Origin of the sequence: Rhodocaloribacter litoris (assembly GCF_011682235.2) — a bacterium.
In the GTDB taxonomy this organism is placed as follows: Bacteria; Bacteroidota; Rhodothermia; order Rhodothermales; family ISCAR-4553; genus Rhodocaloribacter; species Rhodocaloribacter litoris.
The window spans coordinates 4,343,815-4,359,929 of record NZ_CP076718.1 but is presented as its reverse complement, the minus strand read 5'-3'; the positions used below and the strand labels follow the sequence as shown (position 1 = coordinate 4,359,929).

Here is a 16,115-nt window from a genome sequence, read left to right as displayed (position 1 = left end):
CGCCCGCACGCCACGGAGAGCCCCCGGATCGAGGGGGAAGGACCCTGAAGACGGGAAGCCGGAGGCGACATCCCTTCGCGACAACCGGACGGAGGCGCGTCCGCATCCGGCACGATCCGCCCGCGCCCGGCGAGACCGCCTCATCGCCCCTTGCCGAGCAGGGCGGTGCGGAGGGTGCGGAACAGGATCTTGAAATCCATCCGCAGGCTCATGTTCTCGATGTAGAACAGATCGTACTTGACCTTTTGCCGCACGTCTTCGAGGCTCTCGTCGTATTTCCACTTGACCTGGGCCCAGCCGGTGATGCCGGGCTTGACACGATGCCGGCGACGATAGAGCGGGATCTCGTCGGCCAGTTTTTCCACGAAGTAGGGGCGTTCCGGGCGGGGACCGACGAGGCTCATGTCGCCTTTGAGGACGTTCCAGAACTGCGGCACCTCGTCGAGACGGGTCTTGCGCAACCACCGGCCCAGGGGAGTATAGCGGGGGTCGTTCTCGCGCGCCCAGACGGGGCCGGTTTCGGCTTCGGCGTCGTGCCGCATGGTGCGGAACTTGTACATGGTGAAAACGCGGCCGTGCTGCCCGACCCGTTGCTGCCGGTAGATGGCCGGCCCGGGCGAGGTCAGGCGGATGAGGACGCCGAGGAGCACCCACAGCGGCAGGCCCGCCAGGAGCACCACCGTCGCCACCAGCACGTCGATGAGGCGCTTCGTGCTCTGCTCCCACGGCTGAATCGGCTCGGGCAACACCTCGATGAGCGGAAGGCCGTACATGTGCTCGGTACGGGCCATGCCCCCGATGATGGTGTAGAAGTCGGGCACGAGCTTGAGGGTCACCGGCTTCCCGTCACAGAGGCGCAACACCTCCATCAGCGGCGCGTGGTCGTTCGAGCCCAGAGCGATGAGGACATCCTGCACCCCCAGCTCGTCGATCAGCCGGGGCAGGTCCTCGATGGTCCAGGCCCGGGCAGCCGGGGCATGCACCGCCACCCCCCCGACGACCGCCGGGGCTCCGTCGCCCCCGGCTTCCGGGTAGGCCCCCTCGGCTTCCGGCGGATCGTCATCGCGCCGGAGGCGGATGGCCCCGACCACGTCGAGCCCCGCCTCCGGGTAGCGGGCCACCTCCTCGTAGATCTTCTCCACATGGTCGCTCCACCCGACGATCAGGGTTCGGTGCGTGCCGTGGCCCCGCAGGATCAACGCCTTCTGCACGGACCGCACGCCGATGCGTCCCGTGGCCACGAAGCCGAGCATCGCCCCCCAGTAGAAAAAGATCGCCTGCCGGCTCGTCCCCGGTTGCAACGCATCGATGTAGACGGCAAAGATCAGCACCAGCACCCCCACGGTGATGATCTTGCCGAGCGAGACGATCTCGTCGAAGCGGCTGGCCGCGTACCGCTCCCGGTACATGCCGAAGAAGAGGAAAAGCACCACCCAGAAGACCGCCAGCACCGCATTCCAGAGGAAAAAGTAGAGCGGCTGCGTATCCGGGAAGAGGGCCGGCTCGCCGAACCACATCCAGCGGAACCGGCCCAGGTAGTAGAACAGGTCCGCCAGCGTGATGGCCAGCGCATCCGAAAGCAACAGGACTATGAGCTCGGTCTTTCGGGACACAGAGGAAACACGAGAACGCGTATGCGGGAAAGAAGGGCTGCGCCGGACAGCGGTATGGCGAGCGGGAAAGGTTGTTTCAAAGATTGTGCCGCCGGGTTCCAACCGATTCCGGTTAAACATATCCATTTGATTCGTTTGAAGCAAGCAACGCAGGGCGAGCGGGACCGGCTGCGGGACCCGCGGGGTATGCAGTAGACCACCGGGCCGGCCGGTCTATTCCACCGGGCTTTGGATTATCCCCTCATGCTCCTAATTTCTGCCCTTCCGCGACGCGGCCGCCTCCGACCGGAGGGGCCCCTTCAGAACGTCCAACGCCGGATCGATGCTCAAACGCAGCGGATCGCTCTTGCTTTGCCTGTGGCTGGGGATGATGCTCGCCCGGGAAGGGATGGCCCAGCCGAACCGTTTCCTTCCCACCGGGGACGTGGCCTACCAGTACCTGAACCGCCTGCAGCGGCGCGGTCTCCTGCCGTCCCTGCACCCGACGGCGCTGCCCTACCGGCAGGGCGACGTCGCGGCCGCCCTGGACGAACTGGACCGGAACACCCTGGCACCCGTCGAAGCGCACTGGGTCGCCATGCTGGAGGCCCTCCTCGGCCGGGCCGCGCCCGGCGACGACGAGGCGGTCGCCGGCCTCGACCTCGACGCCGGCCTCGACGCCGCCAACACGCGACGCCTCGACCCGCTGCGCCCCCTCGGCGACGCGGTGCATGCCTACGAGCACATCGCCCTGCGCTTCTTCCTGGACGACGGCCCGTTCGTGGGCCAGCTTGGCCTGCGGCACGACCTGTACTACGACCGGGACCCGGACGGCCTCGATGCCGTGAAGCGACTGCTGACCCGGAGCGAGGAAAGCTACGCCGGGTGGCACACGGGCCCGGCCTCGATCTACCTGGGCCGCCTCGCCCACCACTGGGGCTTGCCCGGCGAGACGGCCGTCGTCCTGAGCGACAACCCCCGCAGCTACGACCTGATCGCCTTCCGCCTCGGCGGGCAGCGTCTCTCCCTCCGGAGCCTGCTCGGCGAGCTCGACAGCATCACCGCCGACGGCCGCTACACCGGCATCGCCGGGGACGACTCCGTCCGTGCCGGTAGCGAGCGACGCTACCTCGCCGCCCACCGCTTCGACTGGCGCCCCTCGGAGAACGTCCTGCTCAGCCTGATGGAGTCGGCCCTCTATTCCGGAGCGGGCAGCGGGCTCTCCCTCAAATACCTGAACCCGCTCCACCCTTTCCTGTTCGTCGTGGACAACCGGCCCAAGAACGACGAGAACAACGGCCTCTTCGCCGGGCTGCTCTGGTTCCGACTCGGCCGGGTGACGGTGCACGGCCAGCTCCTGATGGACGACTTCGACGTGCTCAACGCCACCGAGCCGGCCTCCTTCGCCCTGGCCGGCAGCCTGGTCTACACGGCCCGCACCTTCGACCTCGGCGGCACGCTCGACGTCATCGCCGCACGGACGTACAACACCATCCAGCCGGAAGGACGCTACCTCTACCTCCTGCGCGGCCTCGCCACCCAGTTCAGCGACTACGTGCACGCCGCCCTGTTCGCCGACCTCTACCCCGTCCCCGCCCTGACCGTCTCCCCGCGCCTGCACTACCTGGCACAGGGCGAGCGCGACATCCGGCAACCCTTCCCCCGAAACGAAGAGCAGGTGCCCACGCTCCTCGACGGCACCGTGGAACACACCGCACGCGCCGCCGTCGAGGTCTTCTACCAGCACGACCCCCGGTGGTGGCTCCGCGTCGACCTCGGTGTCAACGTCACGAAGAACCGCGGCGCCGTCCGGGGCCACGACGAAACCCGGTTCGCCGGCGCGGTGGCTTTCGGCCTGCGGCTGGGCCTGCGCCGGACCTTCCGCCTCCACAGCTTCTGACACCCGACGTTCATGCCCGTTTTCCCGTTCCGGCTCCTTCCGTCGTTCGCCCTGTTCGCCGGCTGCCTCACCCACCCGGTCTCAGGCCAGCCTTTCGAGCGAATGGAGCTCGTCCTGGCGGGAACGGTCAACGTCAATCACAGCCCGCTCCACACCTTCTGGCAGGCTCGTCCCGGCGTGGAGCTATCGGTTTCCACACCGTTCTACCGGGGCCGTGCCGAGGCCGGCGGCATCCTGCACCCCTACACCGCCCGCACCGCCGAGGTCCCCTCTTTCTCGGGTCTCCTGCTCTTTGCGGGCTGGGGACTTCGCGTCCCGATCGCGCCCCGGCTGGCCGTCGAAGGCGGGGCCCGCCTGGGCAACTACCGGATGACCTTCGACGACGACACCTTCCCGGGTCTACGCACCGAGCATGAACTGACGGTTGCCCTCCGTTCCACCCTGATCGGCCGGCTCCACCCGAACCTGAGCCTCTACGTAGCAGGAAACTACATGAAATCCTACACCTTCATCCGCCTCAAGCTCCTTCACGTTTCGGCGGGACTGCGCTACACGTTCCGCACACCGGACTGGCTGAAGACGTTCCTGCAATGAGGCACTGGCCGTTGTTCGCCTTCGTGCTGCTGGCCTCCTGCCTGCGTACGACCCGCGCCCAGCCGGCAACCCTGGTCCTCGACGCCGAGACGCTCGAGGCGGCCGGCGTCGTGCGCCTGACGGATCTTCTCCCCCTGATCGACGCATGGCAGGCCGTCTCCCTGGAAGGGTATACCGCTGCGCTCTCGGCCGGCGGGCTGGCTCCTTTCCAGGCCCAGGCCTGGACCGTGATGATCGACGGTCACCCTGTCAGCCCGGCTTCACCGGGCAGTGCCTCCCTGAACACCCTGCCCCTGCACGTCCTCCAGATCGACAGCGTGACCGTCGTGAGCCGGCCCGTGGTCGTCAACGGTGTGCCGGCCACAGCCGGGCTGTTGCACCTGCACACCCGCCGACCGCCGGGCGGTCTCCACCTGCGGGCGCACGCCGCCGCCGGCAACGAGATCGACGATCCCGGCCCCTTTCGCTACACACCCCTGGCGACTCCCAACATCGATCGCATCGGTCCGACCTACCTGGTCGAGACGAGCTATGCCCGTTCCCGCTGGTTCGTCCGGGCCGCCTTCGTGGCCGACGAGCACCACGCCACCGACGAACGCATCGCCAAACGGGTGAAAGGACTGTACCGGGAACCCAAACCGCCCCGGCTCATGCTTCTGGCCGGCCATGTGTCCGCCGCTCTCTCCGGCCGCCGGGGCTATCATCACGTCTTCGCCGGCTATTCCCGCTTCCGGGACCTGCGCTTTCTGGCGCCGCTGGGCCGGGAGCTACCCCTGGAGCAACACCTTCTCACCGGCGGAATCGCCGGCAACACCGCCCCGGCCCGTCCGACCGGCCTGCGTTACCGGTTCAGCCTCTCCACCCTCGAACTCGGCCCACGCCCCAACCGCCGCAACCTGATCCCGGGATGGCAACGGCAGCACGGGGAGGGATTCATCGAGATACGTTCCGGCCGGCCCGGGGTGCACCTGGCGCTGGGCGCAATCGCCACCTATCGCCACACCTCCACGAGCGATCCCCTCGATGCCCCCACCGCCTTCGTACCACGCCTCCACGCCCGGGTCGCCGTCCGGCCCAAACCGTCCTGGAACCTGGAGGGCATGCTCCTCCTGGCACACCACACCAGCCGGCCGGGACAGCCCGACCGCCTGGGAACGAGCGCCCTGGTCACGACCACGATCCGGCCCCGCCCGTCCCACACCATCATGCTCGCCTTGGCCTATCTCCGGCACGGCATCGAGGAAGACAACCGCCCGTGGTATGACGTCGCCCGGGGCTATGCCTTCTTCCGCCGGGCCGGTGCAGAGGTCGTTCTGCCCCCCTCCCTCCCGGATGGAAGAACACTCACGGCCGACCTGGGCTGGTCCTGGCAGGTCCCGTCGTTTCGCATCGAGGCGGCCGCCTTCTACCGGCGCTTCCTCGACCACCACCTTGCCGGCCACGTCTTCGGGGTGGACCCGGAAAGCCCCGGCTTCCACACCTCCACCCGTGTATATGCCGGCGTGAGCGGGCATCTCCTGGGCAGCACGATCCGGCTCCGGCACCGTCTCGATCTGCTGCTCGACCAGACCCTGGGCTACACCGTCCTGCACCCGGTTCCCGGAAACGATGCCGCGTTCCGGCAGGCATGGGCCTCCGCCGCACGGCACCAGGTCGTTTACCGGACCCGCTTCTCTCCCCATCCACGCCTCTGTTTTTTTGGAACCATACGGTTCACCTCCGGTACGCGATGGCCCGCCTTCGCCTCGGTGGGACCGTCCGCCAGACGCCCGGCCTACCTGCTGGCCGATCTGGGACTGCAAAAGCGCCTGTGGCAGGAACACCTGCGCCTGCACCTGGCGCTTCGCAACCTGACGAACACGTCCTACCGGCCGCACCCCGCCGGGGCCGTCACCCACCTGAGTCTCTTTGCACAGATCGAGGCCCGATTCTGACCGATGATCGAAGCCAACCGGACACAGGACCTCCCCGTTTTCACCCCGTTCGAGCGCTACCGGCCCATCGTGGACGACTGGGATGCCTTCATCGAGGCGCTGGCCCGTCCCCTGCCGACGTGTGTGTGGACCAACACGCTTCGCACGGACCCGCACCGCGTCGAGGCGCAGTTGCGGGCGGCGGGCTTCCCCGTGACCCCGCTCCGCTGGCGCCCGGGGGCCTTCCGCCTCCCGCCCGACGCCGACCCAGCCAACCTGCCCGGCTACCTGGCCGGCTTTTTCCACATTCAGGAGGAGGCCTCGATGCTGCCTGTCCGGCTGCTCGACCCCCGGCCCGGTGGACGCGACCCACGTCCGATGCGCCTCCTCGACCTCTGTGCGGCCCCCGGCAACAAGACCGCCGAGATGGCCGTGGCCCTGCGCAACGGCGGCACGATCGTGGCCAACGATGTCAGCCGCTCACGGCTGAACGTGCTGCGTACGACCCTCGACCGGCTGGGCCTGCTCAACGTATCCGTCACCCGGTGCGACGCCGCCGGCTTCCCGCTGGAGGCCGGCCCGTTCGACGGGATCCTCTGTGACGTGCCATGCTCCTGCGAAGGCACCGTGCGGAGGCATCCGGGCGTCGTGGGCCAGTCCGGCCCCGCCTTCAGCGCACGGATGCACCGGCGCCAGCGCCGCATCCTGGCCCGGGCCGTCCGTCTCCTTCGCCCCGGCGGGCGGCTCGTCTACGCCACGTGCACGTTCGCTCCGGAGGAGAACGAGCTGGTCGTGGCCCACGTGCTCCGGCACTTCGGAGACGAGCTCACCGTTTGCCCGATCACGCTCGAAGGGCTCCATACCACCCCCGGCCTGACGTGCTGGAACGGGCAGTCCCTCCCGGCGTCCCTCCGCCACACCCGCCGCCTGTGGCCCCACCACAACGACACCGGGGGCTTCTTCGTGGCCCTGCTCGAAAAAAAGGATCTCTCCGGCAGGCAGGCAATCCGGCCGGTACCCACCGGGATGATCCCGAACCCGGACGAAGCCCCCCCGGAACTTGCCTTCCTCCACGAACGCTTCGGGTTTCCCGAAGACCTCTTCGCGGCATATGCCTTTCATCGCCCGAACAAAAAATACCTCGCCATCACCTCGCGGGATCATGACCCGCCGGAACGACCGGCACCGCAGCACCGTGGCCTGTTTCTGCTCAAAACCTCGCTGCGCCACCCGAAGCTGACCACCGGGGCGGCACAGGTCTTCGGTCCGCACGCGACGCGCAACGTCGTCCACCTGAACCGGGCCGATCTGACGGCCTACCTGAACCGGGAGACGATCCGCCTGCCGCGCGAGGCCCTCGAACCCGGTGTGCATGCGCCGGGATGCACCGGCTTCGGATACGTGCTCGTCCGGCACGAAGACATGACGTTCGGCCTCGCGCTCCTCAAACCCGACGACGAGGGAGCCTGGCTCAAGAGCCTCTTTCCGAAAACCTGGGCCGGCATCCGGGCCCCCTTCGGCCCGTTCTCCTGACGCCCCGCCGGCCGTTCCGGCGCCACGGCAGGAGGCCCGTGTGCAACTTCATTCCAGGCGGAAACGGAAGGTAATCACGCCGGTCTGGTTCTCCTGTGGAGCGTTCGGCGGGAGGGGGTTGAACCGCCAGCGCAGAAGCGCGTCCATCACGGCCTGTTCGAGTGCCGGATTGCCCTTGATGAGCGGAATGCGCTGTACGATGCGGCCCTGCGGATCCACCGTGATGCGGACGCTGATGACGGCATTCACCTTCTCGACGTAGGCCGGCAGGGCCGTGACCGTGGGGATGCGGTTGAGGCCCTCGATCTGGAAAGGCGCCGTCTTGCGCTCGTCCGCCGCCGCGCCGGCATCGCCTTCGGGCGCGCCGCTGGAGCCGTCCCGGGCCCCGCCGCCCAGCGGCTGGACCGGATCGGGGCGGGGCTGCGGTTCCGTCTTCTTGACCGGCTCCGGGTTGTTCCGCTTCTCCGGTGCAATGGTCTCGGCCTCGGGCGTCTCGACCTGCTCTTCATCGGCCACTTCCGGTTGATCCGGCAGATCGACGGGCTTGACCTTTTCCGGCGGGGTGGAGGCCACCTGCTGCTCCACCTCCGGCCGGGGTCGCTTCGGCTCCTCCACCGGCGCCGGCCGCGTCGCCTCCGCCTTCTGCACGGGCCGTCCCTGTGCCAGCGGCCCGAACTCCACTTCGATGAAGCCGATCGGCTGTTCTTCGGAGGCCACCACCGTCATAAAGGAAAAGGCCAGGAGAAGCAGCAGATGCACCAGGATGCTCGCGCCCAGCCCGAACCAGTCGTTCTTTCTCATAGGTGTTCGCTCACTCAAACCGTGGGAAAAGGAAGCCGAAGCGGTGTTCCGGCAAAAATCTCGCCCAATGCCTCCATACGGCGCAGGCGGCGGTTTGCTCCCTCCGGCCGGCCTCCTCATGGCCCGCTGCCACCCGATCAAACGGCGTGCCCGGCGAAGAGCGCCGCGAGTGCGGGGCCGTAGGGCGGGCGCAGCACCCCTTCTTCGGTGACGATCGCCGTCACCAGGCGGGCGGGAGTCACGTCGAAGGCCGGGTTATAGACCCGCACGCCGTCGGGGGCCGTCGGCCGGCCGAAGCCATGGGTCACCTCGCGCGGGTCCCGTTCCTCGATGACGATGCCGGCCCCGTCCGGCGTATCCGGGTCGAGGGTAGAGCGCGGGGCAAAGACGTAAAACGGAACACCGTGGGCACGGGCGAGCACGGCCAGGCCGTAGGTGCCGATCTTGTTGGCGACGTCGCCGTTGGCGGCGATGCGGTCGGCCCCGACGAGGACGGCATCGATGCGGCCCTGCTGCATGACGTGGGCCGCCATGCCGTCGGTGATGAGCGTGACCGGGATGCCGGCGCGCTGCAACTCCCACGCGGTGATGCGGCTGCCCTGCAGGAGTGGCCTCGTCTCGTCCACGAAGGCGGACAGCCGCCGGCCGCGCTCGTGCGCCAGGAGTAGCGGGGCCAGGGCCGTCCCGTAGCCCGAGGTGGCCACCCCGCCGGCATGACAGTGCGTCAGGACGGTCATCCCGTCCTCCAGCAGCGACAGGCCATACTCGCCGATCCGGCGCCCGGCGGCCCGGTCCTCCGCCTCGAGGGCCCGGGCCTCGGCCAGCAACATCGCGTGCAGGGTCTCCGGCCCGGCTTCCGGGTGTGCGGCCGCCACCCGGCGCATCCGCTCGAGGGCCCCGAACAGGTTCACCGCCGTCGGGCGCGTGGCGGCCAGCCGCGTCGCCGCCGCCTCCACCGCGGCGTGCGGATCGACCACGCCGGGCCCCCGCAGGGCCAGCACCACCCCGTAGGCCGCCGCGATGCCGATGGCCGGCGCTCCGCGCACCCGCAACCGGCCGATCGCCTCCGCCATCGCCTCCGGCGTCTCAATCCGCAACCAGACCTCCTCGACCGGCAGCCGGGTCTGATCCAGCAGGTCGACGCAACCTGCCTCGTCATTCCATCGCAACGGGGGTATCAGCATGGGAACCAGCGCGTTTAGGCCGCACCTGGCCGCATCACACGGCCCGCCGGCCATTCAGGAACGAACACGGGCCGTCTCGGGCTCTCGCCCGGCCGCAGGCGACGCCTCCGCCGGCTCCGACACCCAGCGCTCGCGCACGACGTACCGGGGCCGGGCCTTCACCTCCTCGTACACCCGGGCCAGATACGACCCCACCACCCCGAGGAAAAAAAGCTGCAACCCGCCGAAGAAAAACGCGGCAAAGATCAGCGAGGACCAGCCGGGGATGGTGTTGCCAAAGGCATACTTCGCCAGCAGCACCCACACGAGGCCGATTACGGAAAGCGCGGCCACGAGCAGGCCGAGGCGGACGGCGTAGCGAAGAGGACGCACGGAGAACGACGCGATGCCGTCGAAAGCCAGGCGCAGGCTCCTGCGCAGCGGGTACTTGCTCCGTCCGGCCGCACGCGGCGGGCGGTCGTAGAACACCCCCGTCTGGTTGAACCCCAGCCAGGCGATGAGGCCGCGCACATAGGGCTGGTGTTCCTCGATCTGCCGGTAGGCATCGAGCACGGGACGCGAGACGAGCCGGAAATCCCCGGCATCGAGCGGGGCGTCCACGTCCGTCAGGTGCTGGAAGAGACGGTAGAAAAGGCGGGCGGTCCACCGTTTCAGCAGACCGTCCCCGTGCCGTTCCCGGCGGATGCCGTAGACCACATCGAAGCCCTGGCGCCACTTCTCGATCATCTGCGTGACCACGTCGAGGGGATCTTGCAGGTCTCCGTCGAGAACGACGGCCGCATCGGCCGAGACGCAGTGCATCCCGGCGGTGATGGCGAGCTGGTGCCCGAAGTTGCGCGAGAAACGGAGCAACACATAACCCGGACGCCCTTCGGTCAGGGAACGGATGAGCGAGGCCGTGCCGTCGGTGCTGCCGTCGTCGACCAGGACGACCTCGGTCACTTCCGGATGGGCCGCCCGGTAGGCCTCTACCTCACGGATCAGGACCGGCAGGACCTCCTCCTCGTTGTAAAGCGGAATGACGAAGGCGACGGTCTCCCGCCGGCCGGGCCGGGTGCTATGGGGTTGCAGGGTCTCCACAAGCCGTACGTGCATTTCGCCCAATATACGAAGCCCCGGTGCAGGGTCATCCACCGGCATAGGACACCCACCGGCGGAAGGCGTTCCGAAAACGCCCCGGAAGGGTGTCCTTTGCGAAAAGAATCCGGCAAACGCACCTCCCACGCCGCGCGCGTCGTTCGTATTTTGTGGGATCTTTACGCACCACACACCGCGCCCGACCGCCCATGACCCAGCTCTTCCTCGCCGCGCTCGTGCTGGCCGCAACGGGCCTCCTCACCGCTTCCGCACCGGCCCAGCCCCTGCGCGTGATGACGTTCAACATCCGCTACGACAACCCGCAGGACGGCGAAAACGCCTGGCCGCACCGTAAGGAACGCGTCGCCTCGACGATCCGCTTCCACGGGACCGACGTGGCCGGCCTCCAGGAAGCGCTCCGTCATCAGATCGACACCCTTGCCGCCCACCTGCCCGCCTACGCCTGGCTCGGCGTCGGGCGCGACGACGGGCACGACGGCGGCGAGTTTTCCCCGATCTTCTACCGGAAGGACCGGCTCATCCCCGTGGAGCACGGTACGTTCTGGCTCTCCCCCACTCCCGACGTGCCCGGCAGCAAGGGATGGGATGCCGCCCTGCCCCGCATCGCTACCTGGGCCGTGTTCGAGGACCGCACCACCGGCCGGCGCTTCCTCTTCATGAACACCCACTTCGACCACCGGGGAGAGACGGCACGCACCGAGAGCGCCCGCCTGCTCGCCGCCCACCTGGCGGAACGCGCCGGAACGATGCCCGTCGTGCTGGCCGGCGACTTCAACTTCACCCCGGACGCACCGGGCTATGCCATCCTGACCGAAAAGCTTGCAGACGCCCGGAAGCACACCGAAACGCCACCGCACGGGCCCGAAGGCACCTTCACCGGCTTCGAGGCCGGGACCTCTACTCCGCGCCGGATCGACTACCTCTTCACCGGCGCGGGCATCCGGGTGCTCCGCTACGGCGTGCTGGCCGAATGCGAAGACGGACGCTACGCCTCGGACCACCTCCCCGTCCTGGCCGAGCTGTTGCTGGCTCCTTGAGCCGGTCGCCGGCGCCTCCGCTCAACGATGCAGGACCGGCAGGTAGGCTTCCCAGGGTCCCACGGCTTCGCGGTACTGCTTCGCCATCACGCGGGCGATCTGGGCGAGGTGCCCGAGGTCGTGTGTCACCCATGTCGCCAGCAACTGTTCGAGCGTGACGGTACCAAAGGCCGGATGCTCGCCGGTCAGCTGCAACTGTTCCGGGTTCAGTTGCAGTTCCCGGATTTCCCGGAGATTTCGTGCCCGCAGGACCGCAAAACGGTCCAGGAGCTCCTCCAGTGCCTTCCCTCTGTTCTTCTGCAGGTGCCGGAAGCGATCGAAGGGGACGAAGCGCCGGTCGGGGCCCTGGGCCAGGATGATGCGAACCCGATCCATCCAGTCCGTCTCTTCGCCATCGATGAGGTGTCCGACAATGTCGAAGGGGCTCCACGTATCCGGACCCTCGTTGCGGTGCGTCCACTCACGGGGAAGACCGGCCAGAAGGGCACGCAGGACGACAGGCGTGCGCTCCAGAACGGCGATGCTGTTCGAAAGGTTGAAATTCATTCCCGCCCGCACCCACAAGACGCGGTTTGCTACGATCCAGTCAATTCTCCCGCGGCAGTTGCCAGATATCGACGCGGTTGAGGGCGACGTAGGGGACGGCCACCCGCATCCGCTGCGTGTCGATGCCGATGTCGGCGGGGCGTCCGGGGGTTCGGATGACCGGGCGGCTGGTGCCATCCTCCAGCACGTGCAGGCTGGAGTCGGTCTGGCTGGCCACGAGTACCCGCCCCGCGACGACCTCGATCCCGTCGTAATGGCCTCCCGTACCGGTTCCGGCCACGCCCAGCGAGTCCGTGCCCGGCTGCCAGGCACGGAACAGCTGGTCGCCGCCCCAGGGGGCCAGCAGCATCCGCCCGCTGGCGGCGTCCCAGGTGATTCCGTTCGGTGCCAGCGTGGTGTCTTCGAGGACGACCTCGACGCGCGCACCGGCCCGCCGGTACACCCGTCGTGCCCCCGTATCCGTCACATAGAGGGCGCCGTCCGGCCCGGCGGTCACATCGTTCAGGAAGCCGGGCGCAAAACCGGTGAAGTCGACGAAGGCCAGGTGGGCTCCGCTGTGCCGGTCGAACCCGTGGAGGCCGTCCGCGTCGGCCGCCCAGAGCGTGTCGCCGGTGATGAACATACCGCGGGGAGCGTGCAGGGGATGCGCGTCGGTCCCGACCATGAAGCGGAGGTCGAGCACGTCCCCCTCGGGGCTGACCCGGCTGATGAACCCGTTGGCGTCCCGTTCATTCCCTCCTCCGTTGAAGTTCGACACGAAGAAGACGTCCTGCTCGGGATCATACCGGACGGCCTCCGGACCAGCGAAGCCGGTGACCGAAGCGACCCGGTGCGTCGAGTCCTGCACGGCGTCCCAGCCCGGCATCACGGTTTCGGGCGGGGGTGTCGCGGCCCGCTCACAGGCGAGCCAGCCCATCGCGCCCGCTATCAGGCAAAGCAAGCAGCTACGCATGGCACATCTTTCCAGGTTCAACCGTTCCGTTCCGCGCCGTCAGGAACCGAGCAACATCATCCCGGCACCGGCGCCGGCCATGGCCATCGATTGCGGCACGAGGGCGACGGCCGTGCACCAGGCATAGCGGCGCAGCGGAACCCGCATGGCCCCGGGGACGAGCGTCGCGAGGTGCCCCCCGGCATAGGGAACGAAGCGGCTCGAGATGAGGAAAAGGGGGTGTTCGACCGGCAAACGCCGGATCCACGCCGGCGCGCGGGCCAGCCAGGTGTCCAGGTCGAAGTCACGGCGGGCGCGGCGGCCGATCGCGTACTGCCCGAACGAGGCCAGGTACCAGCCGAGCCAGCTCAGAAGCGCTCCGAACCAGAACCCGTAGAGGGCGCCGTTGGCCATGCCCACGATGTCCGAAGGCAGCGGCGTGACGGCCACGAGCGCATGGAGCGGGACCGACAGCACCGGGGCCCACCACCCGAACGTCTCCCAGAGCCCGCCGGGCCCCCCATAGGCTTCACTCCAGCGCAGCAGCGCCACACCGAGTGCCGTCAGGCCGAGGAGGATGTAGAGCGCCTTCGACGTAAACACACGCCGCCAGGCGGATCGTTTCCCGGGCCATTCGGTGGCCCCGGCAGGCACCGGCGCGGCGCCGAACGACCGTTCGGCAGCGGGCTCTTCGCGCATGGAACGGAAAGCGGACGGTTCACGTGACGAAAATGTTACCGCCGCTCGAAAAAGAGGTTTCTCACCCGGGTGGTCGAGGCCCGGAACCCGGTGATGCGCCCCGCCGACCGCTCGAAGACGAGCTTCTCGAAGAACCAGGCGTCGGTGGTGAACGTGTCCGGGCCGGCAAAGGTGAGCGTGATGTCGGGATTGCGGCGGTGCCGGGCCACGAGGCGGTCGCCTTCGAGCACGAGGGTATAGGCCGTGTCCAGTTCCGGACTCACGTAGGTGCCCGTGTAGACCGCCAGTGACTCCGGCGGCGGCGTGAGGAAGAGCCTGGCCACCTCCATGGCCCGTTCGGACGGGTTGAACTGCTCCAGGTTCGAGAGAACGATGACGGCCAGATCGTCCTCCGGGAAGCGGGCGGTGTAGGTGCGGTAGCCCCGGTGCCAGCCGGCATGCCCGACCCGCCGGTGCCCGAGGTACTCGTCGACCCGCAGGCCGAAGGCATAGCCGAGCGTATCGCCGTTGTTGAGCCGGCCCCGCCGGTGCACCTGCGCCAGCACATCCGCCCCGCCGACCCGGCCCGTGTCGAGGTTACGCAACCACTTCGCCAGATCCCGGACGGTCGTGTGCAGGCTGCTGGCCCCGACGCTCGCGTAGTTGTTCACCTGCACCCGGTAGCTGCCGTCCTCCCCGCGGCTGTAACCCTGCGCGCGGCCGGGCACCAGCATCTCGTGATCGTCGTGAAAGTGGGTTTGCGTCATTCCCAGGGGGTCAAAGAGGTGCTCTTTCGTCCATTCCCGGAACGACTGCCCCGTCACCCGCTCGACGATCTCGGCCAGGAGGGTATAGCCGGTGTTCGAGTAGAGGTACTCGTCGCCGGGGGTGAAGTTGAGTTCCCGCTGTCCTGCCGCCAGGCGAACGATGTGTGCTTTCGTGATGACGTCATCCATGCGCCACCCGGCCATGCCGAGCAGGTCGAACTCGTCCCGCAGCCCGCTGGTGTGGTGAACCAGGTGACGGACCGTGATCGGCGTGCCGAAATCGTGCATCTCCGGCAGGTATGTTCGGATGTCGGCATCGAGCGAGAGCCGCCCCTCCCCGGCCAGCATCGCCACGGCGAAGGCGGTGAACTGCTTCGAGACGGAAGCCACCATGAAGACCGTCTCCGGGGTGATCGGAACGTCGTGCTCCAGGTTGGCCATGCCGTAGCCCTTTTCGAAAACCACCTCGCCGCGGCGCAGCACGGCGACGGCGGCCCCGGGCGCATCGGGCCGGTCCCACGCCGCAAAGATCGAGTCGATCCGCGCGGCCGTGACCGGGTCGACCGGCTGGGCCCGGACGGCCCCTCCCACGAAAAGGCCGGTGACGAAAAGAAAAAGCAGTGACCGGACGATCGGGTGCGGCCGCCGCCCGCAAGCACCATGCAGCCCCGACCTGCGGTGCGGGATCCGCCGACCCATGGCCGGGGTCTTCGATTTCGACATGAGATACACGCTCCGGTTCGACCAGACGAAAAAAACCCCCAGACCGGCAAGCGCGATCTGAGGGTTAACGGGAGCGGGTGATGAGATTCGAACTCACGACCCTCACGTTGGCAACGTGATGCTCTACCACTGAGCTACACCCGCTTTTTCCCGAGGGGCGGCTATGATACGAACGTACCGCCCTGCTTGTCAAGCCCCGCGTGGGGTTCCGCAAAAACCTCAAAAAACGCGTGGCTCGCGTCCGGAGAAACCCGCGCCGGCCGCCCGGGTTCCCGCTGCCGGACGGGTTCGCTAAAACCCGATGCGCCGCGACGCCCGCGAGGCTGCCGAAGCCTTTTTCTCCAGTTCCATGGTCATCGTGACGGAGAACGGGCGGGCGTCGTGGTGTTGCCAGAAAGCCTGCCCGGCCTCGTTGGCCGCCAGCACCGCCAGGCGGAGGCGGTCGGCGCCCAGTTCCTCCGCCCAGGCTTTCACGGCGGCCAGGAGCCGTCCCCCGGCCCCCTGCCCCCGGGCCTCCGGGCGCACGTAGAGTTCGTTGACGAAGACCTCGGTGGTTTCCGCATAGACCGGCGGCGGCGACCACCACTGGGCCGTCACGAAGCCGATGATCTCCCCCTTCAGCTCCCCCACGAACAACCGGCGATGCCGGTCGCGAAGCCATTGCGGGTAGTCGTTGCGCCACCGGACGAGGGCATCGCCAGCCACTCCGAAGCGCGGGTCCAGCGCGGCCTGCTCGTGCAGGAACTGCAACCACAGGCGGGCCACGGCGTCGGCGTCATGACGTTCGGCTTTGCGAATCCGGATCAGGGTGTTCATGT

The 16,115-nt window shown here is 68.3% G+C and carries 14 protein-coding genes and 1 tRNA gene; 5 read left to right on the top strand and 10 right to left on the bottom strand.

All coding sequences use genetic code 11. The features are described from left to right. Positions 1-140 precede the first annotated feature (140 nt). Positions 141-1,613, bottom strand: a complete 1,473-nt coding sequence (locus tag GQ464_RS18095; RefSeq protein WP_166977737.1) for a sugar transferase — start codon at positions 1,611-1,613, stop codon at positions 141-143. A gap of 322 nt (positions 1,614-1,935) precedes the next feature. Between GQ464_RS18095 and GQ464_RS18090 the strand changes: the two genes are divergently transcribed. Genes GQ464_RS18090 through GQ464_RS18075 form a run of 4 tightly spaced genes read left to right on the top strand, consistent with a single transcriptional unit; the run spans position 1,936 to position 7,532 of the window. Then, positions 1,936-3,492 carry a capsule assembly Wzi family protein gene (locus GQ464_RS18090; RefSeq protein WP_166977735.1) on the top strand — a complete coding sequence of 519 codons (1,557 nt, stop codon included), beginning with the start codon at positions 1,936-1,938 and terminating at the stop codon, positions 3,490-3,492. A gap of 12 nt (positions 3,493-3,504) precedes the next feature. Continuing rightward, complete coding sequence (locus GQ464_RS18085; RefSeq protein ID WP_166977733.1) at positions 3,505-4,086, top strand: hypothetical protein; 582 nt, start codon at positions 3,505-3,507, stop codon at positions 4,084-4,086. Beyond that, complete coding sequence (locus GQ464_RS18080) at positions 4,083-6,020, top strand: TonB-dependent receptor (protein ID WP_166977731.1); 1,938 nt, start codon at positions 4,083-4,085, stop codon at positions 6,018-6,020. Before GQ464_RS18085 ends, GQ464_RS18080 begins: the two co-directional genes overlap by 4 nt. 3 nt (positions 6,021-6,023) lie before the next feature. Further along, entirely contained in the window at positions 6,024-7,532 is a 1,509-nt protein-coding gene (locus tag GQ464_RS18075) for an RsmB/NOP family class I SAM-dependent RNA methyltransferase (protein ID WP_166977729.1), read from the top strand. 48 nt (positions 7,533-7,580) lie between these two features. Here the strand turns inward: GQ464_RS18075 and GQ464_RS18070 are convergent, their stop codons facing one another. The 3 genes from GQ464_RS18070 to GQ464_RS18060 form a co-directional block, all read right to left on the bottom strand. Then, a complete protein-coding gene (locus tag GQ464_RS18070) occupies positions 7,581-8,333 on the bottom strand; it encodes an energy transducer TonB family protein (RefSeq protein ID WP_166977727.1) in 753 nt (250 codons plus the stop codon). A gap of 137 nt (positions 8,334-8,470) precedes the next feature. Continuing rightward, a complete protein-coding gene (gene mtnA, locus GQ464_RS18065) occupies positions 8,471-9,517 on the bottom strand; it encodes an S-methyl-5-thioribose-1-phosphate isomerase (protein ID WP_228350433.1) in 1,047 nt (348 codons plus the stop codon). A 54-nt stretch (positions 9,518-9,571) separates the two neighbouring features. Next, positions 9,572-10,612, bottom strand: coding sequence for a glycosyltransferase family 2 protein (locus GQ464_RS18060; protein WP_228350432.1), 1,041 nt, complete (start codon positions 10,610-10,612; stop codon positions 9,572-9,574). Positions 10,613-10,803: 191 nt separating this feature from the next. Between GQ464_RS18060 and GQ464_RS18055 the strand changes: the two genes are divergently transcribed. Next, on the top strand, positions 10,804-11,652 hold the full coding sequence (locus GQ464_RS18055; RefSeq protein WP_166978918.1) for an endonuclease/exonuclease/phosphatase family protein: 849 nt from the start codon (positions 10,804-10,806) through the stop codon (positions 11,650-11,652). A gap of 21 nt (positions 11,653-11,673) precedes the next feature. Here the strand turns inward: GQ464_RS18055 and GQ464_RS18050 are convergent, their stop codons facing one another. The 6 genes from GQ464_RS18050 to GQ464_RS18025 all read right to left on the bottom strand — a co-directional run bounded on the left by GQ464_RS18050 (position 11,674) and on the right by GQ464_RS18025 (position 16,113). Continuing rightward, positions 11,674-12,198 (bottom strand): DinB family protein, encoded by a 525-nt coding sequence (locus GQ464_RS18050; protein ID WP_166978920.1) that lies wholly within the window; start codon positions 12,196-12,198, stop codon positions 11,674-11,676. 40 nt (positions 12,199-12,238) lie between these two features. Next, entirely contained in the window at positions 12,239-13,150 is a 912-nt protein-coding gene (locus GQ464_RS18045) for an SMP-30/gluconolactonase/LRE family protein (RefSeq protein WP_166978922.1), read from the bottom strand. Between the two features lie 39 nt (positions 13,151-13,189). After that, positions 13,190-13,828, bottom strand: coding sequence for a TVP38/TMEM64 family protein (locus GQ464_RS18040; protein ID WP_166978924.1), 639 nt, complete (start codon positions 13,826-13,828; stop codon positions 13,190-13,192). Positions 13,829-13,863: 35 nt separating this feature from the next. Further along, positions 13,864-15,165 carry a serine hydrolase domain-containing protein gene (locus GQ464_RS18035; RefSeq protein WP_166978926.1) on the bottom strand — a complete coding sequence of 434 codons (1,302 nt, stop codon included), beginning with the start codon at positions 15,163-15,165 and terminating at the stop codon, positions 13,864-13,866. Between the two features lie 204 nt (positions 15,166-15,369). After that, positions 15,370-15,441 (bottom strand) — tRNA-Gly (locus tag GQ464_RS18030). A gap of 147 nt (positions 15,442-15,588) precedes the next feature. Continuing rightward, the gene (locus GQ464_RS18025; protein WP_166978928.1) at positions 15,589-16,113 is read right to left on the bottom strand and encodes a GNAT family N-acetyltransferase; all 525 of its coding nucleotides are present in this window, start codon (positions 16,111-16,113) and stop codon (positions 15,589-15,591) included. Between the last annotated feature and the right edge of the window lie 2 nt (positions 16,114-16,115).

Bases quoted from the DNA above. Each gene is read 5' to 3' on its own strand.
- GQ464_RS18090 (WP_166977735.1), top strand. From the start codon at position 1,936: ATGCTCAAACGCAGCGGATCGCTCTTGCTTTGCCTGTGGCTGGGGATG.
- GQ464_RS18085 (WP_166977733.1), top strand. From the start codon at position 3,505: ATGCCCGTTTTCCCGTTCCGGCTCCTTCCGTCGTTCGCCCTGTTCGCC.
- GQ464_RS18080 (WP_166977731.1), top strand. From the start codon at position 4,083: ATGAGGCACTGGCCGTTGTTCGCCTTCGTGCTGCTGGCCTCCTGCCTG.
- GQ464_RS18075 (WP_166977729.1), top strand. From the start codon at position 6,024: ATGATCGAAGCCAACCGGACACAGGACCTCCCCGTTTTCACCCCGTTC.
- GQ464_RS18070 (WP_166977727.1), bottom strand. From the start codon at position 8,333: ATGAGAAAGAACGACTGGTTCGGGCTGGGCGCGAGCATCCTGGTGCAT.
- mtnA (WP_228350433.1), bottom strand. From the start codon at position 9,517: ATGCTGATACCCCCGTTGCGATGGAATGACGAGGCAGGTTGCGTCGAC.
- GQ464_RS18060 (WP_228350432.1), bottom strand. From the start codon at position 10,612: ATGCACGTACGGCTTGTGGAGACCCTGCAACCCCATAGCACCCGGCCC.
- GQ464_RS18055 (WP_166978918.1), top strand. From the start codon at position 10,804: ATGACCCAGCTCTTCCTCGCCGCGCTCGTGCTGGCCGCAACGGGCCTC.
- GQ464_RS18050 (WP_166978920.1), bottom strand. From the start codon at position 12,198: ATGAATTTCAACCTTTCGAACAGCATCGCCGTTCTGGAGCGCACGCCT.
- GQ464_RS18045 (WP_166978922.1), bottom strand. From the start codon at position 13,150: ATGCGTAGCTGCTTGCTTTGCCTGATAGCGGGCGCGATGGGCTGGCTC.
- GQ464_RS18040 (WP_166978924.1), bottom strand. From the start codon at position 13,828: ATGCGCGAAGAGCCCGCTGCCGAACGGTCGTTCGGCGCCGCGCCGGTG.
- GQ464_RS18025 (WP_166978928.1), bottom strand. From the start codon at position 16,113: ATGAACACCCTGATCCGGATTCGCAAAGCCGAACGTCATGACGCCGAC.